18 protein-coding genes and 1 tRNA gene are annotated in these 25,859 nt (G+C 40.3%); 14 read left to right on the forward strand and 5 right to left on the reverse strand.

Annotated features, from left to right (window positions below; genetic code table 11):
- Positions 1-2: 2 nt before the first annotated feature.
- The 4 genes from A3K93_RS04490 to A3K93_RS04505 all read left to right on the forward strand — a co-directional run bounded on the left by A3K93_RS04490 (position 3) and on the right by A3K93_RS04505 (position 7,427).
- Positions 3-1,994, forward strand: coding sequence for a transglutaminase family protein (locus tag A3K93_RS04490; protein WP_067729327.1), 1,992 nt, complete (start codon positions 3-5; stop codon positions 1,992-1,994).
- 47 nt (positions 1,995-2,041) lie between these two features.
- Positions 2,042-2,118: transfer RNA gene (locus A3K93_RS04495), tRNA-Val, on the forward strand.
- A gap of 717 nt (positions 2,119-2,835) precedes the next feature.
- On the forward strand, positions 2,836-5,073 hold the full coding sequence (locus tag A3K93_RS04500) for an NADP-dependent isocitrate dehydrogenase (RefSeq protein ID WP_067729329.1): 2,238 nt from the start codon (positions 2,836-2,838) through the stop codon (positions 5,071-5,073).
- Positions 5,074-5,291: 218 nt separating this feature from the next.
- Positions 5,292-7,427: a TonB-dependent receptor family protein gene (locus A3K93_RS04505; RefSeq protein ID WP_067731670.1), complete on the forward strand. Its 2,136-nt coding sequence runs from the start codon at positions 5,292-5,294 to the stop codon at positions 7,425-7,427.
- A gap of 56 nt (positions 7,428-7,483) precedes the next feature.
- On the opposite strand, the gene A3K93_RS04510 is transcribed toward A3K93_RS04505, so the two are convergent.
- Complete coding sequence (locus A3K93_RS04510; protein WP_067729331.1) at positions 7,484-7,906, reverse strand: OsmC family protein; 423 nt, start codon at positions 7,904-7,906, stop codon at positions 7,484-7,486.
- Positions 7,907-8,054: 148 nt separating this feature from the next.
- Here A3K93_RS04510 and crp point away from each other — a divergent pair, with 148 nt between their 5' ends.
- The 3 genes from crp (at position 8,055) to clpB (ending at position 12,786) form a co-directional block, all read left to right on the forward strand.
- Positions 8,055-8,762 carry a cAMP-activated global transcriptional regulator CRP gene (gene crp / locus A3K93_RS04515; RefSeq protein ID WP_067729333.1) on the forward strand — a complete coding sequence of 236 codons (708 nt, stop codon included), beginning with the start codon at positions 8,055-8,057 and terminating at the stop codon, positions 8,760-8,762.
- A gap of 154 nt (positions 8,763-8,916) precedes the next feature.
- On the forward strand, positions 8,917-9,966 hold the full coding sequence (locus tag A3K93_RS04520) for an NADP(H)-dependent aldo-keto reductase (protein WP_067731671.1): 1,050 nt from the start codon (positions 8,917-8,919) through the stop codon (positions 9,964-9,966).
- A 240-nt stretch (positions 9,967-10,206) separates the two neighbouring features.
- The gene (gene clpB / locus A3K93_RS04525; protein WP_067729335.1) at positions 10,207-12,786 is read left to right on the forward strand and encodes an ATP-dependent chaperone ClpB; all 2,580 of its coding nucleotides are present in this window, start codon (positions 10,207-10,209) and stop codon (positions 12,784-12,786) included.
- A 54-nt stretch (positions 12,787-12,840) separates the two neighbouring features.
- Here the strand turns inward: clpB and rlmKL are convergent, their stop codons facing one another.
- The gene (gene rlmKL, locus A3K93_RS04530) at positions 12,841-15,057 is read right to left on the reverse strand and encodes a bifunctional 23S rRNA (guanine(2069)-N(7))-methyltransferase RlmK/23S rRNA (guanine(2445)-N(2))-methyltransferase RlmL (RefSeq protein WP_067729337.1); all 2,217 of its coding nucleotides are present in this window, start codon (positions 15,055-15,057) and stop codon (positions 12,841-12,843) included.
- Positions 15,058-15,302: 245 nt separating this feature from the next.
- Between rlmKL and A3K93_RS04535 the strand changes: the two genes are divergently transcribed.
- The 6 genes from A3K93_RS04535 (at position 15,303) to A3K93_RS04560 (ending at position 22,220) form a co-directional block, all read left to right on the forward strand.
- Positions 15,303-15,647: a hypothetical protein gene (locus A3K93_RS04535; RefSeq protein WP_067729339.1), complete on the forward strand. Its 345-nt coding sequence runs from the start codon at positions 15,303-15,305 to the stop codon at positions 15,645-15,647.
- Between the two features lie 218 nt (positions 15,648-15,865).
- Complete coding sequence (locus A3K93_RS04540; protein ID WP_067729341.1) at positions 15,866-16,882, forward strand: aspartate carbamoyltransferase catalytic subunit; 1,017 nt, start codon at positions 15,866-15,868, stop codon at positions 16,880-16,882.
- A gap of 10 nt (positions 16,883-16,892) precedes the next feature.
- A complete protein-coding gene (locus A3K93_RS04545) occupies positions 16,893-18,131 on the forward strand; it encodes a dihydroorotase (RefSeq protein ID WP_067729342.1) in 1,239 nt (412 codons plus the stop codon).
- 173 nt (positions 18,132-18,304) lie between these two features.
- A complete protein-coding gene (locus tag A3K93_RS04550) occupies positions 18,305-19,792 on the forward strand; it encodes an OmpA family protein (RefSeq protein WP_067729344.1) in 1,488 nt (495 codons plus the stop codon).
- Between the two features lie 141 nt (positions 19,793-19,933).
- Positions 19,934-20,713, forward strand: coding sequence for a Rossmann-like and DUF2520 domain-containing protein (locus A3K93_RS04555; protein ID WP_067729346.1), 780 nt, complete (start codon positions 19,934-19,936; stop codon positions 20,711-20,713).
- 79 nt (positions 20,714-20,792) lie between these two features.
- The gene (locus tag A3K93_RS04560) at positions 20,793-22,220 is read left to right on the forward strand and encodes a coniferyl aldehyde dehydrogenase (RefSeq protein WP_067729348.1); all 1,428 of its coding nucleotides are present in this window, start codon (positions 20,793-20,795) and stop codon (positions 22,218-22,220) included.
- Between the two features lie 36 nt (positions 22,221-22,256).
- Here the strand turns inward: A3K93_RS04560 and trmB are convergent, their stop codons facing one another.
- Both trmB and A3K93_RS04570 read right to left on the reverse strand, forming a co-directional pair.
- Complete coding sequence (trmB, locus tag A3K93_RS04565; RefSeq protein WP_067729350.1) at positions 22,257-22,973, reverse strand: tRNA (guanosine(46)-N7)-methyltransferase TrmB; 717 nt, start codon at positions 22,971-22,973, stop codon at positions 22,257-22,259.
- A gap of 151 nt (positions 22,974-23,124) precedes the next feature.
- Entirely contained in the window at positions 23,125-24,570 is a 1,446-nt protein-coding gene (locus A3K93_RS04570) for a SulP family inorganic anion transporter (RefSeq protein ID WP_067729352.1), read from the reverse strand.
- Between the two features lie 218 nt (positions 24,571-24,788).
- On the opposite strand from A3K93_RS04570, the gene A3K93_RS04575 reads away from it, so the two are divergent.
- Positions 24,789-25,400, forward strand: a complete 612-nt coding sequence (locus A3K93_RS04575; RefSeq protein ID WP_067729354.1) for a glutathione binding-like protein — start codon at positions 24,789-24,791, stop codon at positions 25,398-25,400.
- A 92-nt stretch (positions 25,401-25,492) separates the two neighbouring features.
- Here the strand turns inward: A3K93_RS04575 and A3K93_RS04580 are convergent, their stop codons facing one another.
- Positions 25,493-25,858, reverse strand: coding sequence for a DUF423 domain-containing protein (locus tag A3K93_RS04580; protein ID WP_067729357.1), 366 nt, complete (start codon positions 25,856-25,858; stop codon positions 25,493-25,495).
- Position 25,859 lies beyond the last annotated feature (1 nt).

Raw genomic sequence — 25,859 nt, forward strand, 5'->3', positions numbered from 1 at the left:
AGATGAATAAAGTAATTCAAACGCCAATATTTTTAAGTCTCGCTGTGATTTTGCTGCTACAAGCCACCTTTTTGGCTGTGCCTTTGACTGTGGTTTTGGTGATTCAATTAGTTACCCTAATCTATACGCAGAGAAAGCAGCGCGCGGTAAATAAAGTTATTACATTTTCGCTTACGCTTAGCGCATTAGGCGTTATTTATCTCAATTATAAAAGTTTTATTGGTGTTGATGCAGGAGTCTCTGTATTAACCAGTTTTTTATTTGCTAAAGCCTTAGAGAGTAAAAACAAACGTGACTCTATTATTCTGTTTAACTTTTCCATGTTTGTTGCTGCGAGTTCATTCTTGTTAAGTCAAAGCATTTGGATGGCAATGGGCGTATTGATCAGTTTATTGATTAATATGCTGGGGTTGTATCGTATTCAGACCAACGAGTTTGATCTGCATCAGCAGAGCAACGCATCATTTAGAAAAGTACTTTCGCATGATTTGAAGCATGTGGCACGTTTAATTAGCTTAGCAGTGCCTTTCTTTATCTTATTATTTATATTTTTCCCTAGATTACCACCGCTTTGGCATATTCCGATTCCAGAGAATAAAGCAGTCACAGGCATCAGTGACACGATGTCACCTGGGGATATCGCATCGCTCTCACAATCATCGGCACTTGCTTTTCGAATTGTAGGCGATGTTTCCCAATTACCAAACCGTTCCAATCTTTATTGGCGAGCATTGGTGCTAGATCAATATGATGGTCAGCGTTGGACCAGTAGCTTTGCCAATCAGCAGCCACAGCTTGCACAGGTGACGGGTGCAGCCCTGCAGTGGGATTATCAATATATTGCTGCGGATCCAAGTGTGAGTTGGGTAATGGGATTAGATAAATCTGTTCCCTTAGAACGCCGTTTTTATAATCGCCAAGATTGGGGAATAGAACCACGCCGATTGACACAAAGAATTGAACCTATTCCACTGCGCTGGCTAGGTGAAAGAGTCACATCGAACGTGAGCATTCCACCATTTGTTTATCAAATTAATACTAAGTATCTGCAACAGTATGATCCAAATGCTCAGCGCCTTGCGATACGTCTATATCAGGAAAGTGATCGTCAGCCCGAGCGGTATATCCAAAACGTTTTACAGTGGTATAGAGATAATGGCTTTGTGTATACCTTAAATCCAGGGCTATTAGGGACACATCGTATTGATGATTTCTTATTTAATAGCCGCGAAGGTTTTTGTGAGCATTATGCATCCAGCTTTGTCATGCTGATGCGCTATGTTGGCATACCTGCACGTGTGGTAACGGGTTATCAAGGTGGTCAATTATCACCTGATGGTAAAACTTGGGAAGTGCGACAACTTGATGCGCATGCATGGACAGAAGTTTTAATAGATGGTACTTGGAAACGCTTTGATCCAACGTCAGTAATTTCTGCACAACGCATTGATGAGGGTATGCAAAATCTTTTAGAGCAGGATAACCGAGTTCTGGGTAATCAAGCGGCATGGTCAGCTCATCGGTATCAATTGTTAAGAAAAATGCGGATTTGGAGTGATTATGCGAGTTATCAATGGCAAAGTAAGGTTGTCGGCTATACAGCAGAATCTCAGCAAAGATGGTTTGAAAAGCTAGGTGTGAGTTCATCCTACCGCGCGATTTTAATGATGGTGCTCGGTATCGCATTTTTCATAGCAGTTTATATCGGCATTTATTTACTGCAGCAACGAAACAAAATATCTGTGGCAGAGCGTTTGCTCCATCAATTCAATAAAAAATTAGATCAGGGATTGAAAAGACAGCATTCAGAAACGATACAACATTGGTTTACACGTCTGGCTGAATCCGTAGACATTAAGCATGCTGATGCGTTTAATAAACTGAGTCAGCTTTATGCTCGTCTACAATATTCTGCCCAGCCCATGTCAAAAAAGGATGTCATACAATTGAAGAAATTGTTTAAATATTGCACGCACGTTTTAAAAAATAACTGAAAATACTTGTCTTTAGCTTAGGATATTTATAATATGCGAAGCATTCTAGGTGTATAGCTCAGTTGGTTAGAGCGCTACGTTGACATCGTAGAGGTCTCCAGTTCGAGTCTGGATATACCTACCAAGATTCAAAAAACCTCCCGACAATGTGGAGGTTTTTTTATGTCGATTCTTTTAAGTTTTATTTGTTATCCTGATTTTATTATTGGCTAGAATCACCTAAAAGGACTTGGTTAGCAAAGACTGTGTAACTTTGCTTAAAAAATAACTGCACAATAACAACTCTAAAATGCTTGCATACGATTTAAAATAACGATGCATGGGGTATCGGGAATTGGAAATGACTCCAAAAATATCTAAGACTGATTGGTTAAATTCATTGTCTTTTTTTGCATCGTGTTATGAAAAAACAGCCAATGATAATTTATTTTCATGATACCCAACATGTAGCTAGGAATTGATACTGTATTTATCAACTAATGTTGTTTTATATACAGGCTCGTAAAAATTAAATAAATTTATTTAAGTATATGATATTTATAATTTTATTAATAGATATTGTGTGCTTTATGATTTATTTGATTTTTCTCCTAATTTTGCAGTTTAGAAGGCTTGGCAGGGGAGCCTGATTCGAAAAAAGGTTAATTTTCACGTAGAATACCCCGCGTTAGTGAACAACACTGATCTTAACGAATTTTCAGATATTTGGATGTAAATCAATATTCTGGTATCTGAGGTGCGATAGGCACCAATACTTTTGAGTTTATTTAAGTAACCGGTTCGCTGACATTAGGTCAAAAGCCTGATTGTCAGAAACTCTATCCAATGCAAGGGGCTATATATGGCTGGTGGAAAGTCAACAATCATTTACACACTGACCGACGAGGCGCCATTGTTGGCGACTTATTCGCTATTGCCGATCATTGAGACCTTTACTAAGCCTGCTGGCGTAAAAATCGTTAAAAGCGATATCTCTGTGGCTGTACGTGTACTCGCAGAATTTTCTGACTGCCTAACAGAAGAGCAAAAAGTATCTGACAATCTGGCTGAACTTGGTCGTCTTACTCAAGACCCAGACACTAATATTATTAAACTCCCTAATATTAGTGCTTCTGTTGCACAGTTAACTGCGTGCATTAAAGAGCTTCAATCTAAAGGCTATGCGCTTCCTGATTACCCAGAAAATCCAACTTCCGAAGAAGAAAAAGCGATTAAAGCGCGTTATAGCAAATGTTTAGGTTCAGCTGTAAACCCTGTACTTCGTGAAGGTAACTCTGACCGTCGTGCACCGACAGCTGTTAAAAACTATGCGAAAAAACACCCACATTCTATGGGTGAATGGAAACCATGGTCACAAACTCACGTATCGCACATGCAAGAAGGTGACTTCTACCATGGCGAAAAGTCTATGACTTTAGACCGTGCACGTAATGTGAAAATGGAATTGATCACTAAGTCTGGTGAAACCATCGTTCTTAAGCCAAAAGTTGCGCTTCAAGACGGCGAAATCATCGACTCAATGTTCATGAGCAAAAAAGCGCTTTGCGACTTCTATGAAAAAGAATTAGAAGATTGTAAAGAAGCGGACATCTTGTTCTCTTTACACGTTAAAGCAACAATGATGAAAGTATCACACCCGATCGTATTCGGTCACTGTGTGAAAATTTACTACAAAGAAGCGTTCGAAAAACACGGTAAATTATTCGACGAGCTCGGCATTAACGTGAACAACGGTATGGCTGGTCTTTACGAAAAAATCGAAACTTTACCGACTTCTTTACGTGAAGAAATCATCGAAGATTTACACGCTTGCCAAGAACACCGTCCAGCACTTGCGATGGTTGACTCAGCAAAAGGTATTACGAACTTCCATTCTCCAAACGACGTAATTGTAGATGCTTCAATGCCTGCAATGATCCGTACTGGCGGTAAAATGTGGGGTGCTGACGGTAAACCGTACGACTGTAAAGCAGTTATGCCTGAATCTACATTCGCACGTATTTACCAAGAAATGATCAACTTCTGTAAATGGAATGGTAACTTCGACCCACGTACCATGGGTACTGTTCCAAACGTTGGTTTGATGGCTCAAAAAGCGGAAGAATACGGTTCTCACGACAAAACTTTCGAAATCCCTGAAGCAGGTGTTGCGAACATCACTGACCTAGAAACAGGTGAAGTGTTGATGTCACAAGACGTGGAAGAAGGCGATATCTGGCGTATGTGTCAGGTGAAAGACGCACCGATCCGTGACTGGGTGAAACTTGCAGTAACTCGTGCACGTAACTCTGGTATGCCAGCAATCTTCTGGTTAGACCCATACCGTCCACACGAAAATGAATTGATCAAGAAAGTTGAAAAATACTTGAAAGATCATGACACTGACGGCTTAGATATCCAAATCATGTCTCAAGTACGTGCGATGCGTTACACACTTGAACGTGTTGCTCGTGGTCTAGATACCATTTCTGTAACTGGTAACATCTTACGTGACTACCTCACAGACTTGTTCCCAATTATGGAGCTTGGTACTTCTGCGAAAATGTTGTCTATCGTGCCGTTAATGGCAGGTGGCGGCATGTACGAAACTGGTGCGGGTGGTTCTGCGCCTAAACACGTACAACAACTTGTAGAAGAAAACCACTTACGTTGGGATTCTCTAGGTGAGTTCTTGGCATTGGCTGTTTCACTTGAAGAAATGGGCATTAAAGAAAACAACCCTAAAGCAAAACTTCTTGCGAAAACACTTGATGCTGCGACTGGTAAGTTGTTGGATAACGACAAATCACCATCACGTCGTACAGGTGAGTTAGACAACCGTGGTAGCCACTTCTACCTAGCTAAATTCTGGGCTGAAGAGCTTGCTGCGCAAGACGAAGATGCAGAATTGAAAGCGAAATTTGCACCGATTGCTGCTGAACTTGCCGCAAACGAAGCGAAAATCGTAGAAGAATTGAACACAGTTCAAGGTCAATCTGTAGATATCGGTGGTTACTATGCAGTAGATCCTGCAAAAGTAAATGCTGTAATGCGTCCTAGCGCGACATTGAATCAAATTATTGAATCAATCCAAGCGTAATCGCTGCATTCAGTTAACTGAATCATAAAAGAAACCGATGCATAGGCATCGGTTTCTTTTTTTTAATAAAAATATTCACGAATAAAATGATTTGAACCATATCAAATTTATAATTTTTTGCTATTCACTAATTCCATACAGCTTGCTAATGTTGCGCGACTTTTTATCGTTGCCTTGTGCCAAGTCGTAAAAATTTAAGTAGGGATATAGGCTGAATGTTGCAAATAAACAGGATTCAATTTAAACCAAAAAGATTAGGTGTCGCACTTGCAGCAGTCTATAGCAGTTTGATTTATGCTGAAGATCAGTTGAATCGCGACACTCCACATAATCATCAGCTTGAAACGATGGTGGTTACCGTTGCTCAGGATCATGTTCAATCTAAATCAAAAGAAAAATTACAACAGGTTGCAGGTGCAACGAACTTTATATCAGGTGACGAACTTAACGAGCAAAGACTTGCCACCACAGAAGATGTCTTTAAGTTACAGCCAGGGATCTATGCGAAATCTGCGGGTAATGAAGGAGTTAAAGTTTCGATTCGAGGATCAGGTATTAATAGAGCGCCCGGTGCACATGCCTCTGGTTTATATGTTCTTCTGGATGATATTCCTTTTACAGGTCCGGGTGGGACACCTTACGAACTCTTGGAGCCATGGTGGCTGAGTGGTGTAGAAGTTTACCGTGGTGCCAATGGGTTTGACGTGAATGTATTGGCGCTAGGTGGGGCAATCAACTACTTGAGCAAAACAGGGCAAAACAGCGATCGGTCAAATTTACGCCTTGAATTGGGTAGTCATGGCTATCAAAAATATGCATTCAGCACAGCTCAACAAAAAGATCGCTGGGATTATTATCTTTCTGTCAATGCAAGTCAGTATGATGGTTATCAGGATCATGCTGCAGGTAAAAGCAAGGGAATCACAGCAAATGTGGGTTATCAGATAAATCCAAATGTTGAAACTCGATTTTACCTTAGGTATCGAGAAACAGAACATCAAACACCTGGTCGCTTAACCAAGGCACAAATCGAGCATGACCCAACGATCGCCAACAGTTATAACCTACATTGGAATGCCAAGCGGATACAGCCCGGCAGTACGTGGCTCGCGAATAAAACAACGTTTAAGTTAGATCGGGATGCCGAGTTCGTTGCGAGTCTGGCATATCATCGCTATCCGATGGATTTGCAAGAAAGTCCTTATCGTACCGATGTAACTTACGCAGATTTGACCGCTGCACTCGCATATACGCAGCCATATCAACTCTTTGACCGAGATAGTACAGCTAAGATTTCTTTGCGCAGTACTACACATCGTCCTGACAGTGGCGTTGTGGAGTCCTTAAGGTTTCCAGTAAATGGTTATGATGCTGGTACTATAACGCGTAAATATAGTTATCGAGGTTCTGATAACGTTTTAAATATAGGTAATGACTTAGCGATAACACCAAAGCTGACATTACAGACCAGTTTTTCTGCAATCTATACGCATCGGGAAAATGAAGTTTATTATCCTTATACCGGTGAAAAAATCAGTGAATATGAGTGGCATTTTGCACCTCGGCTTGGACTAAATTATCAAATCAACCCTGATCTTCGACTATATACAAATCTGAGTCGATCCATAGAACCAGCCCATCCATGGTCCATGATCTGGGGCTCAAATCACTATTTCCCTGCGGGAAGTGGCGCAGCATCAGGCAGACAGCGTACACCAGTACATTTAGATGCACAAAAAGCACATAGTATTGAAATGGGTGGAGAGGGTGAAAGTCGAATTGGGCAATGGCAACTCAATTTATATTATGCGCGGCTTAAAAATGAGTTACTCAGTGTGGAGATCGCACAGAATCCACCTTTTGTTGCAGAATCGAATGCATCGAAGACCGTTCATCAGGGTATTGAGTTCGGACTTGATACGCCTTTAATTGAAATTGCGGACTGGAATGTTTCACTAAAACAAAGTTATACCTTAAGTGATTTTTATTATAAAAATGATGCAGTCTTTGGGCGAAACCAGTTGGCTGGGATACCAAAACATCATTATCAGGCGCAGCTACAATTAAAATCACCACAGGGTTATTTTGCAGCGGTAAATGCCGAATATGCGGCTAAAGTACCTGTTGATTATGCCAATTCTTATTATGCCAATGCATATACAATTTGGGGTTTAAGCTTGGGCTATACGCCAGAGCAGCATAACTGGACAACATGGCTAGAATTTAAAAATCTGTCAAATAAGCATTATGCTGCAACCGTTACACCTGGATATAACGATCAAGGACAAGATATTGCACGATCAACACCGGGTGAAGGGCGTTCAGCTTACTTCGGTTTAAATTATCGTTTCTAAACATATGAAGCATAAAAAAGAGAAGCCATAGCTTCTCTTTTTATTTAATGAGTAGATTAAGCCGCTTCAATCACTTCAAAATCATGTGTGATTACAACGCCACCATCCATTAACATTTTACTTGCTGAACAGTATTTTTCAGCTGAAAGTTCAACTGCTTTTGCGACTTGTTTTTCTTTAATTGCTTTACCTGTCACCACAAAATGCAAATGAATTTTGGTGAAAACGGCAGGAATACTATCTGCACGTTCTGCTTTTAATTCACAACGAACGTCGGTAATGTCTTGACGCGCTTTTTTTAATATGGTCACAATATCAAAGGAAGCACAGCCACCAAGACCTGTGAGGATGAGTTCCATTGGGCGTGGACCACGGTTTTCACCGCCGTATTCAGGTGAACCGTCCATGATAACACTATGACCGCTTTGAGTTTTTGCTTCAAAAGCAACATTCTCTAGCCAATGAACACTTGTTTGCATTGCAACTACCTAAAAAAAGCTATAAATTTAAGAAAGTACCTGTACACTAACATAAATTGAGTTGATAAGGAATTTCATCTCTCATAAGTGACAAGTTCACTTTAGGTCTTGTGCGATCTATAAATTATCCATATTCGGAACTGTTAGCATGACTTCAAATTTTTCACAACTAAGCACAGATGCACTTTCTCCGGGTCAACTTCCTGATTCGGTCAAAGCATTATTAAAACGTGCATATATTAATCGTTATCCTAAACGTACAACGATCATCGATGCTGGTTCAGAGTCAAAATCTTTATATTTAATTCTGAAGGGGTCAGTATCAATTATTCTTCGTGAAGACGATGAGCGTGAAATTGTCGTTGCTTATTTGAATGCCGGTGACTTCTTTGGGGAAATGGGGTTATTTGAGTCAAATCCGCAGCGTACTGCAGAAGTGCGTACCCGTGATGTATGTGAAATTGCAGAAATCACTTATGAAAACTTCCATGAGCTAAGTAAACAATACCCAGACTTGAGCTATGCAGTATTTGCTCAACTCGTGCGCCGTTTGAAAAATACCACACGTAAAGTAACTGACCTTGCATTTATTGATGTATCCGGTCGTATTGCGCGTTGCTTAATCGACTTGTCGGCACAACCTGAAGCAATGATTCTTCCAAATGGCCGTCAAATTCGCATTACACGTCAAGAAATTGGTCGTATAGTGGGTTGTTCACGCGAGATGGTCGGTCGTGTCTTAAAAACACTTGAAGAGCAAGGCATGATTGAAACCGATGGTAAAGCAATCTTGATCTTTGATGCTTCGCTAGAACAAGCTGAAGTTGATGGTGATGACGACTTTGATGATGAATAATCATTATTAAACGTTATAAAAAAGCAAATCTTAGGATTTGCTTTTTTTTCATCTCAATTTTGTCATAGCTTCTACAAAAAGATGATTTTAATTCGATCATGATTTCCATTAGGCTATGATGATCTAAACCTCATGATTTAAGATGGAAAAATCAATGCAATTTAAGCCTTTAGCAGGAACAGGAATTTTACTGCCAGAAATTTGTTTGGGTACCATGACTTTTGGTGAGCAGAACACACAAGAGCAGGCATTTGAACAACTCGACTATGCTTTGGATCAGGGTTTAAATTTTTGGGATACAGCAGAGATGTACCCAGTTCCACCTAAACCTGAAACCCAAGGTTCAACTGAGCGAATTATAGGGAACTGGATTGCAGCTCGTGGTGGTCGTGATAAATTATTTTTGGCGTCAAAAATTGCAGGCCCAGGACAAGGTGGCGGCCAAATTCGTGATGGCAAAACCCGATATATCGCAAGTGAAATTGCATCGGCATTAGATCAATCTTTAGCGCGTTTGCAGACAGATTACATCGATTTATATCAGTTACATTGGCCGCAACGTCCAGTGAATTTCTTTGGTAAATTAGGTTATGGCAATGCTGAAGCCAATAACGATCGTGAAGTGACGAATCTTGAAGAAACTTTGGTTGCACTGAGTGATGAGGTGAAAAAAGGACGTATCCGTTATATTGGTTTGTCAAATGAGACCCCATGGGGCACTTTGAAGTTCCTGCATCTGGCAGAAAAACTCGGTTTAGAAAAAGTTGTTAGTGTCCAAAACCCTTACAGTTTACTTAACCGTACCTATGAAATTGGGATGTCGGAAATTGCCAAATACGAAGGTGTAGGTTTACTCGCCTATTCACCGTTGGCCTTTGGCTATTTAACAGGTAAATATCGTCATGGTGCACGTCCAGCCGATGGACGAGTGACGTTATTTTCACGATTTGCGCGTTATAGCAATCCTGAGAGTGAATGGGCAACTGAAGCCTATGCTCAGCTTGCGGAAAAATATGGTCTGACCTTAACACAGTTAGCCTTAGCTTTTATTAAACAGCAATTCTTTGTCACCAGTACGATTATTGGTGCAACTAACCTAGATCAGTTAAAAGAAAATATTCAGGCATTTGAAATCAATTTGTCAGATGAAATTCTACAAGAAATTGAAGCGATTCATCGTCAGCAACCAAATCCCGCACCTTAAATTTTTAATTTTTAAAAAAAAGCTCCCAAAGGTGGAGCTTTTTTTATTTCTATATGACATTTTTGACAGCATGCCACTTGAAATTAAGATGATTTGTACCAATATTATCACTAAAGAGTAAATTAATTATTAATATAAGTTTTTGAAAAATATTAAAAAATTATAAATATTATATTGAAAATTAAAAAAACATTCCCATATATGAATCAAGTTAAAAATTTGTTGTGAGGAATAACAATAATGCGTTTTGAAAAATTCACAAATCGCTTACAGCAGACGCTCTCAGATGCTCAAGTCTTTGCCATGAGTAAAGACCACACAGCGATTGAACCGATTCATTTACTTCATTCAGTGCTCAAAGAGGCTTCTTATGCCAGTCTTTTGCAACAAGCAGGTGCTAATTTGCCTGAGTTGCAAGCGAAACTGCAACAAGCATTGAATGATGCCGCGACTTTATCCACCCCATCTGCGGATATCAATGTCAATCCAGAAGCCTATAAGGTGTTAACACTGACCGATAGCTATGCACAAAAAGCAGGTGATGAGTTTGTAAGTGTTGACTGGCTGTTACTGGCTTTGGCGGAAACAGGATCGACCCAAAAATTACTCAGCAGCGTTGGTGTAAAAGCTGATGTGCTGAAACAACTGATTAATCAAATTCGAGGTGATGAAAAAGTCATGAGCAATAATCATGAAGATCAGCGTGACTCACTCAATAAATACACCATTGATCTCACTGAGCGCGCTTTATCAGGCAAGCTCGATCCTGTCATTGGTCGTGATGATGAAATTCGCCGCACCATTCAAGTATTGTCACGTCGTACCAAAAACAACCCTGTATTGATTGGTGAGCCAGGTGTGGGTAAAACCGCGATTGTTGAAGGCTTGGCACAACGTATTGTGAATGGTGAAGTGCCAGAAAGCCTAAAAGGCAAACGTGTATTGTCTTTAGACTTGGGTTCACTTTTGGCAGGTGCAAAATATCGAGGTGAGTTTGAGGAGCGTTTAAAAGCGGTACTCAGCGATTTAGCCAAACATGATGGTGAAATCATTCTATTCATCGATGAGTTGCATACCTTGGTCGGTGCAGGTAAGGGTGATGGTGCGATGGATGCGGGGAATATGCTAAAACCTGCGCTTGCACGGGGTGAGCTGCGCTGCGTGGGTGCAACCACGCTTGATGAATATCGTCAATTCATTGAAAAAGATGCGGCACTTGAACGTCGTTTCCAAAAAGTCTTGGTGGATGAGCCGAGTGTTGAAGATACCATTGCGATTTTACGTGGTTTAAAAGACCGTTATGCAACGCATCATGGCGTGCAAATCTTAGACTCTGCGATTATCGCGGCTGCAAAAATGTCGCATCGTTATATCACCGATCGTCAATTGCCCGACAAAGCCATTGACCTGATTGATGAAGCGGCATCACGCATTAAGATGGAGCTTGATTCTAAACCTGAGGCTTTGGATAAACTCGAACGCCGTTTAATTCAACTCAAAATGCAACTTGAAGCGGTCAAAAAAGATGAAGACTCAGGTGCTAAATCTGAGGTCAAATATCTTGAGGAGCAAATTGCAACTGTTGAGAAAGAATACTCAGAGTTGGAAGAAATTTGGCGTGCCGATAAAGCCTTAGTGGCTGGTAACAAAGATATTCAGATTAAACTGGATCAAGCGCGTATCGCTTTGGAAAAAGCACAACGTGAAGGTGATTTGGGTGAAGCGGGTCGTTTGCAATATGGTGTAATTCCTGAACTGCAAAAACAGTTAGAGAAAATTGAAGCTGCTGAAGAACATGAAGCACCGAAATTATTGCGTGACAAAGTCACCGATAATGAAATTGCTGAAGTGGTCAGCGCAGCAACCGGTATTCCTGTAGCGAAAATGCTGCAAGGTGAACGTGACAAGTTATTGCAAATGGAAAGCTTCTTGCATAACCGTGTGGTGGGTCAAGAAGAAGCCGTAGTTGCTGTTTCTAATGCGGTACGCCGTTCACGTGCAGGCTTGTCAGATCCGAATCGCCCAAGTGGTTCATTCCTGTTCTTAGGTCCAACAGGTGTGGGTAAAACAGAATTGACCAAAGCCTTGGCTAACTTCCTGTTCGACAGTGATGATGCGATGATTCGTATTGATATGTCTGAATTTATGGAAAAACATTCGGTAAGCCGTTTGGTCGGTGCGCCTCCAGGCTATGTCGGTTATGAAGAAGGCGGTGTGTTAACAGAAGCTGTGCGTCGTAAACCATACAGCGTGGTGTTATTCGATGAAGTGGAAAAAGCGCATCCTGATGTGTTCAATATCTTATTGCAGGTGTTGGATGATGGTCGCTTAACTGACTCACAAGGGCGTATTGTTGACTTTAAGAACACCGTAATTGTGATGACTTCTAACTTGGGTTCACAAGATGTACGTGAATTGGGTAAAGGTGCAAGCAACGAAGAAGTACGTGCAGTGGTGATGAGTGCGGTGTCTGAGCATTTCCGTCCAGAGTTTATTAACCGTATTGATGAGTTGGTGGTATTCCATTCACTTGAAAAAGCGCAAATTCGCGGTATTGCTGATATTCAATTGGATCGTCTACGTGCCCGTCTTGCAGAACGTGATTTACGTTTACAAGTCGAAGACAGTGCATTTGATCAGTTGGTCGATGTCGGCTTTGATCCTGTATACGGTGCGCGTCCATTAAAACGTGCGATTCAACAACGCATTGAAAATGGATTAGCTCAAAAAATCCTTGCAGGGGATTTTGCTCCGGGCGATACCATTGTGGTGAATGCGGATGCAGGTGAGCTTGTCTTTGAAAAACTCAAATTGAATTAAGTTCAATTAATAAAAAACCCAGCCTAGGCTGGGTTTTTTATTAAGCATTAGAAATTAAGCTTGTACATCTAATTTTGGATGCTGGATTTTCCATGCACGGTGGATTTTTTGATTACGTTTGAAGTCTAGACCGATGGTTTCAGAGGTAATTTCTTCAACATCAAAGAATGCCAAGATTTCTGCATCCATTTCAAATCCACGATAGTTATTCGAGAAGTACAGTGTCCCTTCAGTGGTTAAACGGTTCATGGCGCGTTTAATCAAAGACAAGTGGTCACGCTGAACGTCAAAGGTGCCGTAGAATTTTTTAGAGTTTGAGAATGTCGGCGGGTCAATAAAGATCAAGTCATATTGCTCATGACCTTCTTTCAGCCACTCAAAACAGTCACTTGCGAAGAACTGGTGTTGTTCATCGGCATGGTCAACTGTTAAACCATTCAATACGAAGTTTTCTTTTGACCAGTTCAAATACGTATTCGATAAATCGACACTTGTCGTGCTTGCTGCACCACCTAAAGCGGCATGAAGGCTCGCAGTAGAGGTATAGCTGTACAAGTTTAAGAAGTGCTTGCCTTTTGCTTCACGGGCAATACGTAAACGCATTTGACGGTGATCGAGGAACAAACCGGTATCGAGGTAATCTGTTAAGTTCACCAAGATTTTCGCTTGACCTTCTCTCACGATAAAACGCTTAGAAGCCGTACTTTGTTTGGTGTACTGATTTTTACCTTCCTGACGGGCACGGGTTTTAATAAAGATCGCATCACGACCTAAACCTGTGACTGCACGAATCGCTTGTAAGGCAAGGTTAAAGCGTTTTTTCGCTTTTTCAGGATCAATTTTTTTCGGTGGTGCATATTCTTGCACGTGCAAACGTTCACCGTATAAATCAACTGCAACATTAAAGTCTGGTAGGTCTGCATCATATAAACGTAAGCAATGAATTTCTTCTTTCACTGCCCATTTTTTTAAATTCTGCATGTTTTTGGTGAGGCGGTTGGCAAATTCCATTGCGCCTTCAATTTCTTCAAACTGCTGAGGTTGCCATGACTCTAAGAATGGACGAACCACAGGTGCTGGTTTGACATGACCAAAACGAATATAGATTGGTAATTTACCGTTCATCAAGCGCAATAATTGTGGATCATTAAACGCAAGCACATCGGCTTGTTCGACTTGTGACGCAATTACGGCTGCTGGCTGATTTGGGAAATTCTTTTGTAAAAGATTCGATAAACCTAAATACAAGGCACGGTTCGACGCTTTATCACCGAGACGTTCACCATAAGGTGGGTTGGTGACGAAGAATACTTTTTTGCCTTCAGCTTTAAAATCAGGCCAGTCGTTTAAAGTACGTTCTTCAATTTTGATATTGTCGAGTACAGACTCAAAACCTGCAGCAATAATATTTTGACGGGTTGCTTTGACTGCTTCCCAGTCGGCATCAAAAGCATAGAACTGAGGGAGTGGATTTGCCATTGCCGCTTGGTGACGTTCAGCAGCTTCTGCTTTAATACTCATCCAAAGTTCATGGTCATGACCGCTCCAACCATTAAAGCCAAAGCGACGCACAAGACCCGGTGCACGATCGGTGAGAATCATCAATGATTCAATAATGAATGTGCCTGAACCACACATTGGATCTAGAACGATGTCAGGATTGGTGTCTTTTAAATTGCCTTTTTGCAAAATGGCAGCTGCCAAGTTTTCTTTAATCGGTGCTTCGGTCATAAAGCGGCGATAACCACGTTTATGCAGAGAATCACCTGACAAGTCTAGGCAGTAAGTATGTTGTTTTTTACCTGCCAAAATATACATGGTAATTTCAGGCGATTTTGTATCAATACTTGGGCGTTTACCTACAGCTTCCATAAAGGAATCGACTACACCATCTTTCGCACGTAATGTTGCAAATTGAGTATTCACCTTAATTTCACGTTCTACGTGTAAACGAATGGCAAAGGTACTTTGTGGTGCAAAAATAAGTGACCAATCAAAACTGATCGCACCTTCATAAAGCTCTTCAGCAACATCGCGGGCATCATGTGAAAATTCGATTTCATGAGTATGAATCGGCATTAAGACACGCGAAGCCAAGCGTGACCACATACAAATACGATAAGCATTTTCCAGATTACCTTTAAAGGTAATACGACCAGGGAAACGTTCAGTATTTTGAACACCTAAACCTTTGAGTTCTTCTTCTAATAAGGTTTCCAGACCATCGGCACAGGTGACCCAATAATTGCTTAAACGTGAAGAGGTATTCATAAAATAGAGAGACCAAAAAAAGATAAATAAAAACTGCGCTCAGTTTACCGTATTTTGCTATTTAAAGCTTTTGAAAATGATAGCTTCTCACGCTGTTTTTAAATGTTGATACAGAATTTATTTTCAAATTACACGACTAATCAATTTAAAAAGAAAATGATTGGTATGTTTTTTGCTCAAGATTTCTAGAGTTCAGTTTCTGATCTAAAACTATTTTTGATGCAGACATCAAATATTTAAGAGGAATGTTTATGGGTCTTGATCATCTTGTTACCAATGAAGCTTTTTCAATTGCTACACTGATTTATGCACGCTTACGTCGAGTCACAGGGCGTGTAATCGACGTTGCATATTTTACCGAGAATATGGAATATGCAAAACGTATTGCCGATTTAGCAGTCGAGACACAAGATGAAGAATTACTCAAGCTGATTGAAAAATTAAAAATCATCAGTGGATTTGATGAGCTGGATGAATCAAAGCATGGGCTCGAATACGATAATGAACAAGATTTAGAGCGTATTGAACCGACAGATGATGACATTTATCGTGCACAAGTTTCACATCATTATATTGGGGCACTGCGTTAAAAGTATTCGATTGGTGGCTTGAGTAAAATCGCTTATTTTTGCTTTTAAAATCACAATACTAAAAAATGAGTTTAAATTATCTTATTGATAATTCGTATAGGAATTTAAATTTTCATTTTTATTATCGTGATGCTTTTTGATCAACTAAGCTGTTTAGTAACTATTCAGGCTGTACAATCTCTGTATAATACGTTGACTTAACGTATAAGGAATCTCTCATGCACTTGGCTGCATTGCATACACCGAGCCAGATTCAACTCAATAAAGAAGGCAATTTAAAACACTTCTTGACCATCGAAGGTCTTTCTAAAGAAACTCTTACAAAAATATTGGACACCGCGGCGTCCTTTTTTAATGACCAAAATCAGCTCATTACCAATAATTTGCTCGAAGGCAAGACGGTAATGAACCTCTTCTTTGAAAATTCTACCCGTACGCGAACGACCTTTGAAGCAGCCGCAAAGCGACTTTCTGCCAATGTATTAAACATCGATATTGCCCGCTCAAGTACCTCTAAAGGTGAAACTTTACGTGATACTTTGTGGAATTTAGAAGCCATGGCTGCGGATATTTTCGTGGTTCGTCATTCGTCATCAGGTGCAGCGCACTTTATTGCCAAAGATGTATGTCCGCACGTAGCAATCATTAACGCAGGTGATGGTCGTCATGCACATCCAACTCAAGCTATGCTTGATATGTTGACCATTCGCCGTGAAACCAAAAAGAACTTTGAAGATATTTCAATTGCGATTATTGGTGATATTAAACATTCACGTGTGGCTCGTTCAGATGTCGCAGCACTACAAACTTTAGGGTGTAAAGATATTCGTGTGATTGCACCGAATACCTTGCTGCCATATGGTTTTGATGATTACGGTCCTGAAGTTCGTTTATTTAACGACATGGAATCAGGTATTAAAGACTGTGATGTCATTATTACGTTACGTATTCAAAATGAACGTATTGATTCGCCAGCACTTGCATCACAAGCTGAATTCTACAAAATGTACGGTCTTAACAAAGAACGTCTTGCTTTGGCGAAACCCGATTGTATCGTTATGCACCCAGGCCCAATGAACCGTGGTGTAGAAATTGATTCAAGCATTGCTGATGGTCCTCAATCTGTCATTTTGCATCAAGTGACGAATGGGATCGCTGTTCGTATGGCAGTATTGGCACTTGCCATGCAAGGTCAGTTACAAGAACAAGGTTTAATTGAAGCAATTGCGGTTTGAGGAAAAAGTCATGACTATTGTAAAAATTGAAAATGTACGTGTGCTTGATCCAATCAATCAAACTGATCGCATTCAAACGGTTTATATTGAAAACGGCAAAATCGTTGCAGAAGCTGCAAATGTGACTGAAACCGTAGACGGTCAAGGCAAATGGTTGATGCCATCAATGGTTGACCTTTGTGCGCGTTTACGTGAGCCAGGGCAACAGCAGCACGGAACTTTAAAGTCTGAAGGTACAGCAGCACGCGAAAATGGTATTTTGCATGTGTTTACTCCACCAGATTCAAAACCAATTGTTCAGGACAATGGTGCACTGATTCATGGTTTAGTTGAAAAAGCCATGTTAGATGGTGGTATTTACTTAGAAGTGATTGGTGCGCAAACACAAGGTTTGAAAGGTAATCAACCTGCTAACATGGCAGGCTTGAAAAAGGGTGGTTGTAGTGCCGTTTCAAATGCCAATGCGCCTTTCGCTGATGATGATGTTGTATTACGAACTTTAGAATATGCAGCAGGTTTGGGTTTGACTGTTGTGTTCTATGCAGAAGAGCATCAAATTGCCAAAGATGGCTGTGCGCATGAAGGTTTTGTTGCATCACGTCAAGGTTTGCCGATGATTCCTGCACTGGCTGAGACTGTGGCAATCGCGAAATACTTATTAATGATTGAAGCAACAAAAGTACGTGCCCATTTCGGTTTGCTATCGTGTGGTGCTTCAGTTGAACTGATTCGTATTGCTAAAGAAAAAGGCTTACCTGTAACCTGTGATGTTGCGATGCATCAATTGCATTTGACTGACCATTTGATTGATGGATTTAATTCATTGGCTCATGTTCGTCCGCCGCTACGCTCAGAAAATGACAAAGAGCTTTTACGTCAAGGCGTGAAAGCTGGCGTAATCGACGCGATCTGTACGCATCATGAACCTTTAAGCAGTTCAGCGAAAATGGCACCGTTTGCGGAAACTCTACCGGGTTTTACAGCGTTCGATACCTATGTACCCTTTGGTGTGAAATTAGTGGAAGAAGGCTTGTTTACACCACTTGAATGGGTAGAAAAAGTCAGCTTAGCACCAGCGAAAGTGGCGCAAATGGAACAACGTTGGGCAGCGGAATCGGGTTGGGTTTTGGTTGATCCTGAACTTGAATGGACGTTAACCAAAGATACGATTCGTTCACAAGGTAAGAATACACCGCTTATTCAGCAAACTGTGAAAGGTAAAGTGATTCAGACGTATTATCCTGCCTAATATATTGAAATATTTTAAAAGTCAGCTTCGGCTGGCTTTTTTTGTCATTTATGTGATCTAAACAAAACTGTTGTGCTTGAATGTGATAACCATACAATAATTTACATTTACTAAAGAATCGCTCGATAAACTATTCGTTAAGCATTAGAAAAAACGAAAAAAATGGTGATGTGATGAGTACAAATTTCATCGAGCTTTTGAAAGATCATGTGTCTCCCATTGTATTAAATGGTGAAACCGAGCAATTGTTTGAAAAAGATCAAGCCTTAAGTAAGTTTCTTCCCATATTGTTAACTATATTCAAGAATCGTCCTGAATGGTTTGAAAGTTTAAGACATCAGTTGAACCCACATCTTTCTGAGATCTTTGTTGGGGAAAATACGCTTAAACAGCAATTGCTAAACCAATTAAGTAGCACAGTTCGTTCTGATGAGCTTGAACATACTTTGGATCAGTCACTAACACCTACTATTGGCTTCTTGGAAGCACAAGCTGGCGGTACAGATGCTACAGCAGTCAGCCATTTACTGGAAACGCATGCTGACTCAATCCATAGTGCATTACCTATTTGGGCTGGGCCAATCTTAGCTTCATTAGGTATATCACAGTATTCAAATAAAGTATTAAATCAACAACCGAGCGCGGTAGCAGCAAATAGATACGCAGAAGAAGACAAGAAAGGCAGTTTTTGGCTGCCATTTATTATTTTCTTGATTCTCGCAGCCATTGCACTGTTCCTTTATAAATCTTGTACCAATAAAAAAGATGAGCAAGCAGTCGTACCTGCAGCTCAGACTGTTACAGATCAACCTGCGGCACTGCAATTGACAACTGGATCAAATGCTGAAGTCACCAATTGTAGTATTTATCTGAATAATCCTAATTATGTTCAAACACTGCAAAATGAAATTAAGCAGATTTTCAATCACACCGCTGGCTGTGGCGTAGATGGTAGTGCGAGTTATCATTCATCATTTACTGATCAAGATACGATTCCTTCGATCTTGAAATTAGTCAAGGGTATTCCGAATTTGTCACTAAATTGGGTGGGTGATCAACTAAACATTACTGCGGCAAATCCAGCTGATGCTGATCGTGTAGCTGGCGAAATTCGTCAGTTGGCTAAAAACTTAACTGTAACGACCAACAGTCAAACTGTCAGTCAGTCACCAGCAAGCAGTGTTGACGAAATGGTAAGCTCTGCAAATAACCAAGCGGAACAAGCATTGGCGGCAATTAAAACCGATAATGTCAAAGCACTTGATGTTGCCACTGCACTTAATATGCAAATTATTAACTTTGCGACAGCATCCTCTGAGATTCCTGATGTCAATAAATCGATTTTGGATCAAGCTGCTGCCTTGTTAAAACGCGCATCAAATGTACATTTGAAAGTGGTTGGACATACCGATGCTTCTGGTGATGCGGCTAAAAATAAAGCCTTGTCGCAAGATCGTGCACAAGCCATTGTGAATTATCTAACCGCACAAGGTGTTGACCCTGCACAACTTCAAGCTGTGGGCGTGGGGGCAGAACAGCCACGTGCAGATAATGAAACTGAGGAAGGTCGTTTTAAAAACCGCCGTATTGAGTTTGAAGTATTAAATACTGATACAGGTGTTGTACGTTCGGTGGATGATGAAGGTATTCAGAAAAAGTAAGTTTTAAATGAATAAAAAAGCCTGTTGAACAGGCTTTTTTATTGGCTACAGTATTTTAATTAAACGACCTTTAAATGCTGAGATTGTTTAATATCTTTTTTCTTGGCATGCTGTAAATGAATTAAACTCAAATGATCAATTATGCGTATTAGTCTCATTGGCACAGGACGTGTTGCTTTTCATCTAGCAAAAGTATTATCCGAGCATCATCAATTGGTGCAAATCTATGGGCGTAATTTAGATAAACTATTAAGTTTATCTAATCAATTTGGTGTTCATCCGATTCAAAATTACGCTGATTTAGATGTAACGGTTGATCTGATGATTATTGCAGTCAGTGATCAAGCCATTCAGCAGGTGATTCAGGATCTACATACCTATGCTGCAGATACATTAATTGTGCATACTTCTGGGAGTACCCATATACAGGTATTAACCGATACGCATACAAGATCGGGAGTATTTTACCCATTACAAACCTTTAGTGTAGAGCGTGAAATCGATTGGCAAAATACGCCTTTATTTGTTGAAGCACATCATCCTCATGATGCAATGCTTTTAAAAGAATTAGCAGGCAGTTTAAGTCAACGTACTTATATGTATAGCTCTGAACAGCGTTTGAGCCTGCATTTGGCAGCTGTATTTGCCTGCAATTTTAGTAATTATTGTTACGATATGGCGAAACAAATCGTAGATGCAAAGGATGTTGATTTTAGCTTGTTATATCCGTTGATTTTAGAAACGGCACATAAAGCAGTACAAAATGATCCAAGGCAAATGCAAACAGGACCAGCGATGCGTGGTGATCAAAATATTTTGACGATGCATCGAAGCATGTTGGGTCAATCACAGCGAGATGATTTAGCAGAGGTATATGCTTTGCTGAGCCAACAATTGTTAGCACGACATCAATCTAGATAAATGCATTTAAACTTGGCATTGGTTGTGAATTTAAAAAAATTACTTAATTAAAAAGAATATTGCTATAGGGATAGAAAAGATGCCGTCATGGGAACAAGCTAAATATCTGAATCAGACAGAACAACTTCATCAACTATTTGGGCTACAAAGACAAGCATGTTTGGCTGATGCTTATCCAAGTTATGATCAGCGTGTGAGACAGCTTAAAACCTTGTATCAAATTGTGGTTCAGCATCAAGATGAAATTGCTGCTGCGATCAGCCGTGATTTTTCCAATCGTAGTATTGATGAAAGCAAACTGTTTGAAGTCATGACTAGTCTCAATGGCATTAAACACAGTTTAAAGCATTTAAAAAAATGGATGAAACCGAGTAAGCGCAAAGTCGGAATTCTATTTCAACCGGCAACAGGCTATGTGATGTATCAGCCTGTCGGTGTTGTCGGGATTGTTGTGCCATGGAATTATCCATTATTTTTAGCCGTAGGACCATTGGCTCAGGCTTTAGCTGCGGGTAACCGTGTGATATTGAAAATGAGCGAATATACCCCTGAATTTTCAGCACTGTTTCAGAAGTTGATTGCGGCGAACTTTTCAGAAGATCAAGTTTGTGTGGTAACGGGGGATGCACAACTGGCACAGCAATTTACCGCCTTAGCATTTGATCATTTGCTCTTTACAGGAGCGACTTCTATTGCACGTCATGTATTACATGCAGCGGCAGATAATCTTACGCCTGTAACGTTGGAACTTGGTGGGAAGTCACCTGTAATTGTTGCTAAAGATGCTGATCTTGTTGAGAGTGCGCGCCGTCTTGCTTTCGGTAAAACCATGAATGCAGGTCAAACGTGTGTTGCCCCTGACTATGCCTTTGTTCACCAAAGTCAAATCAATGCATTTATAGCGGCATATTTTGAAACGATTAAACAGTTTTATCCGAATAGTATTCTGCAGAATCCGGATTACACCAGTATTGTCAATGATCGACAGTTTGAACGCTTACAGCATTATTTAGAGGATGCAAAGGATAAAGGGGCTGTTTTCCATCAAATTGAATCAGAGACTGATGGACGTCGTTTGCCTCATGTCGTGTTAAGCAACGTCAATGACGATATGCTTATTATGCAAAATGAGATTTTTGGACCTATTTTACCGATTATCACCTATGAACAGATTGATGAGGTGATTCACTATATCAACTCGCATGATCGACCTTTAGCACTGTATTATTTTGGCTATAATAAAACTGAGCAGCAAAAAATATTGCATGCTACACACAGTGGCGGTGTTTGTTTGAATGAAACTTTAATGACGGCTGGTATGGAGGATATGCCTTTTGGTGGGATTGGACCATCAGGTATGGGGCATTATCATGGGCATGAAGGTTTTAAAACATTTAGTCATGCCAAATCTGTTTTTAGCCGTCCTAAGTTCAGTTTGATGAAATTGATTTATCCACCTTATGGAAGTTCAATTTTAAAACTCATTTATAAGTTTTTCTTACGTTAAGAAAAAAGCGCTGAATCAATCAGCGCTTTTTTATGCTTATTTAATTTTCTTAAATAAGAAATCGTTAATTTTATGACCTTCTTCTAGACCACGACGTTCAAACTTAGTTTGTGGACGCCAGTCTGGGCGAGGGTAGCTGTTGCCTTTACCTGCCATATTTTCTAAACGTGGACGATTATCTAAAACGTCAAGCATCCATTCAGCATACGGTTCCCAGTCTGTAGCGGAGTGGAATGTACCGCCAATTTCAAGTTTTTGTTCCACAAGTGGCATACGATCATGAGAAACAAAACGACGTTTGAAATGACGTTTCTTTTGCCATGGGTCAGGGAAGTAAAGCTGTACAGCATTAATACTTTCATCTGGCATCTCACGAAGGACTTGAATTGCATCAGCATCAAGTAAGCGAAGGTTTGTTAAACCTGCCATACCTGCTTCATATACGCATTGAGCAATACCCGGAACGTGTACTTCAATACCTACATAGTTACGTTCAGGATTGGCTTTTGCCATGAGTACCAATGAACGCCCCATACCGAAACCTATTTCTACAGTCAGTGGGTGTTCTGGATGTTCAAAGTGCTGACGTAAGTCACCAGCAGGGTATTCCAAAATTAAGTGACCATATTGTTCAAGCGCAGTACGTTGAGAGGTATTCAGCGGTGTTGAGCGGCGCATAAACGTTACAATTTCGCGGTGCTCGCTTAAATTGTCCAGCTCTACGACTTGCTGGTCTAATTGATCGTTCGACATAACTTTGGCAAATCTAAAAAATTCAGAATGCGGTATTTTAAGTCCTGAGCAGTTCAAGTCAAATTTTTATCCTACATTCTGTATAAAAAACTGAGTGAACTTCTCTCAGATAAAAATAAAAGAGCCTTAAGGCTCTTTTATGCATTGAGGTTTAAGAGTTTTGATATTTATCAATTAAGGTGCTGCTTGCTTCATTTAATCCTTTGACTTCAACTTTAATTCCTTGACTGGTAAATTTTTGCACCACACTATTGAGCATATTCACCGAAGTAATATCCCAAATATGCGCATGGCTGAGATCAAGTTCTACCGTATGAACCTGTTCATTAAAGTCAAAGAACTGATAGAACTTATCCGCACTGCTAAAGAAAATTTGACCTGAAATCTGGTAGTGATGAGTATGCTCGATTAACTGACTTTCAACATGCACCGTACTTTCGAGTTTATTTATCAGGAATAACGCAGAGATCACGACACCAACAAGTACGCCGAGTGCCAAGTTATGTGTTGCTAAAACAACAATAACAACTGCAATCATCACCACATTAAAACTAGCAGGATGCTTGCCGAATTGTTTGACTGCTCCCCATTGGAATGTTGTAAAAGCCACCATCACCATAATTGCAACCAAGGCTGCCATGGGAATATATGCCAACCAATCTTTTAAAAAGACCACTAAACATAGTAGGAATACGCCAGCAACAAGCGTGGACAGGCGAGTACGAGCACCAGAAGAAACATTAATGATCGATTGACCAATCATGGCACAACCTGCCATACCGCCCATAAAACCGCTGACAATATTTGCCATACCTTGTCCACGACATTCCTGATGGCGATCACTACTTGATTCAGTGACTTCATCAACAACGGTCGTTGTCATCATGGTTTCAAGTAAGCCTACAGTTGCTAATGTTAGTGAATAGGGCAAAATAATGATCAAAGTATCCAAATTCACTGGAATTTGTGGGATTAAAAAGATCGGTAATGTGTCAGGAAAATGCCCAAGATCACTGACTGTTCGCATGTCTGCACCTAGTGCAATGGCTAAGACACTGAGGACGACAATGCAGATGAGTGGTGATGGAATGGCTTTGCCGATCTTGGGTATATAAGGAAAGAGATAAATAATTGCTAAGCCAATTGCCACGGAAATAAAGCCTATGGTATCCATTTTACTCATTTCAGGAATCTGTGCTGCAAAAATTAAAATTGCTAATGCATTTAAAAATCCATAAACGACAGCCTGTGAGACAAAGCGCATCAGTTTTGCCACTTTGAAATAGCCTGCAATAATCTGAATAATACCGGTGAGTACTGTGGCTGCGAGTAAGTATTGCAGACCATAGTCTTTGACTAGACTGATCATCAGTAAGGCCATTGCACCGGTAGCCGCTGAAATCATGGCAGGACGCCCACCAAAAAATGCAATACTGACTGCTATACAAAACGAGGCATATAAACCAACTTGTGGGTCGACACCTGCGATTGCAGAAAATGCAATGGATTCAGGAATCAGGGCAAGACCAACGACCAGACCTGCTAAGACATCAGTACGGATATTAGAGAACCATTGTTCTTTTTTCAGATGAATCACAAATACGTTTCACTTCACTTTGACCTGCGTATCTTAAACCGATCGTTTTAAAAATCTACACAAGATTAACTTGAAAAACTTTTGAATATACTCAATATTGATAGAGTAAATGCCACAGAAGATAGGCATTCGGCTTTTTTTACAATTGTCTGGTTTGATCACTTGAAAGTGTGTTTGAAGCAAGATAAAACTAAAGAAGTAGATACCAAGGATCAGATATGAAGCTTTATTATTCACCTGGTGCATGCTCATTGGCTGCACATATTATTTTAAATGAAATTAATGTTGATTTTGACTTAGAGCGTGTTGATCTGAAAACGCATAAAACTGAAAAAGGTGCTGACTACTACGAGATTAACCCAAAAGGTTATGTTCCTGCGCTAGAAATTAACCCTGGTCTGATTCTTACTGAAAATGTTGCGATTCTTCCTTTCCTTGCACAGCATGATCCGAAACAGGATTTAATTCCGCCATCAGGTATGGGGCGTGCAAAAGTACTTGAATGGTTAGGTTATTTAAACTCAGAATTACATGATGCTTATGCGGTATTCTTCACACAAAAACCACAAGGTGAAGCAAAAGAAGCTGCGTATGCAGAAGTTGATCGTCTATTGACCTATATCGATAAAACCATTGGTGAATCAGATAATGAATACTTAGTGGATGATAACTTTGGTCCAGCAGATGCATACCTGTTTGTATTGACCAATTGGTCAAATCACATTGAACATGATTTAACACCATATAAAAATATTATCGCGATTCGTAATAAAGTGGCTGAGCGTCAGTCGGTGCAAATTGCAATGCGTGATGAAGGATTAATCCCTTAATATCACCACCTATAGAAAAAACCGCTGATAACAGCGGTTTTTTTATAAAAATTAAAAGGGAATTTGGGGGGGGAGAAGTATTTATGGCTTATTTATTTTAGATATTTAAAAGCATTCAACGCCAAAATGAGCCAACCTGCAATCATCAGTGCACCACCAATCGGCGTGATTGCGCCTAAACCACGTGGTAATCCCAGCGCCATGACATAAAGTGAACCGCAAAAGAAGAAAATCCCGACTTGAATCAGGATAAAACTCCATTTGATTGGAAGTTCGGGAATCACTTTGGCGATGATGCAGAGCAGTAGTAAACCAAGTGCATGATAAAAAAAGTAATCTGTTGCTGTTTGCCACCATACCAATTGCGCTTCCGTGGCACGTGATTTTAAGCCGTGTGCACCAAATGCGCCCAACATTACTGCAAAAGCTAAATTTAAGGCTGAAATTGCAATCCACATA

It is taken from the genome of Acinetobacter sp. NCu2D-2 (assembly GCF_001647675.1).
Lineage (GTDB): Bacteria > Pseudomonadota > Gammaproteobacteria > Pseudomonadales > Moraxellaceae > Acinetobacter.

What these genes read in the sequence shown, in the direction of transcription:
- A3K93_RS04490 (WP_067729327.1), top strand. Translation starts at nt 3, where the DNA reads ATGAATAAAGTAATTCAAACGCCAATATTTTTAAGTCTCGCTGTGATT.
- A3K93_RS04500 (WP_067729329.1), top strand. Translation starts at nt 2,836, where the DNA reads ATGGCTGGTGGAAAGTCAACAATCATTTACACACTGACCGACGAGGCG.
- A3K93_RS04510 (WP_067729331.1), bottom strand. Translation starts at nt 7,906, where the DNA reads ATGCAAACAAGTGTTCATTGGCTAGAGAATGTTGCTTTTGAAGCAAAA.
- crp (WP_067729333.1), top strand. Translation starts at nt 8,055, where the DNA reads ATGACTTCAAATTTTTCACAACTAAGCACAGATGCACTTTCTCCGGGT.
- A3K93_RS04520 (WP_067731671.1), top strand. Translation starts at nt 8,917, where the DNA reads ATGCAATTTAAGCCTTTAGCAGGAACAGGAATTTTACTGCCAGAAATT.
- clpB (WP_067729335.1), top strand. Translation starts at nt 10,207, where the DNA reads ATGCGTTTTGAAAAATTCACAAATCGCTTACAGCAGACGCTCTCAGAT.
- rlmKL (WP_067729337.1), bottom strand. Translation starts at nt 15,057, where the DNA reads ATGAATACCTCTTCACGTTTAAGCAATTATTGGGTCACCTGTGCCGAT.
- A3K93_RS04535 (WP_067729339.1), top strand. Translation starts at nt 15,303, where the DNA reads ATGTTTATGGGTCTTGATCATCTTGTTACCAATGAAGCTTTTTCAATT.
- A3K93_RS04540 (WP_067729341.1), top strand. Translation starts at nt 15,866, where the DNA reads ATGCACTTGGCTGCATTGCATACACCGAGCCAGATTCAACTCAATAAA.
- A3K93_RS04545 (WP_067729342.1), top strand. Translation starts at nt 16,893, where the DNA reads ATGACTATTGTAAAAATTGAAAATGTACGTGTGCTTGATCCAATCAAT.
- A3K93_RS04550 (WP_067729344.1), top strand. Translation starts at nt 18,305, where the DNA reads ATGAGTACAAATTTCATCGAGCTTTTGAAAGATCATGTGTCTCCCATT.
- A3K93_RS04555 (WP_067729346.1), top strand. Translation starts at nt 19,934, where the DNA reads ATGCGTATTAGTCTCATTGGCACAGGACGTGTTGCTTTTCATCTAGCA.
- A3K93_RS04560 (WP_067729348.1), top strand. Translation starts at nt 20,793, where the DNA reads ATGCCGTCATGGGAACAAGCTAAATATCTGAATCAGACAGAACAACTT.
- trmB (WP_067729350.1), bottom strand. Translation starts at nt 22,973, where the DNA reads ATGTCGAACGATCAATTAGACCAGCAAGTCGTAGAGCTGGACAATTTA.
- A3K93_RS04575 (WP_067729354.1), top strand. Translation starts at nt 24,789, where the DNA reads ATGAAGCTTTATTATTCACCTGGTGCATGCTCATTGGCTGCACATATT.
- A3K93_RS04580 (WP_067729357.1), bottom strand. Translation starts at nt 25,858, where the DNA reads ATGTGGATTGCAATTTCAGCCTTAAATTTAGCTTTTGCAGTAATGTTG.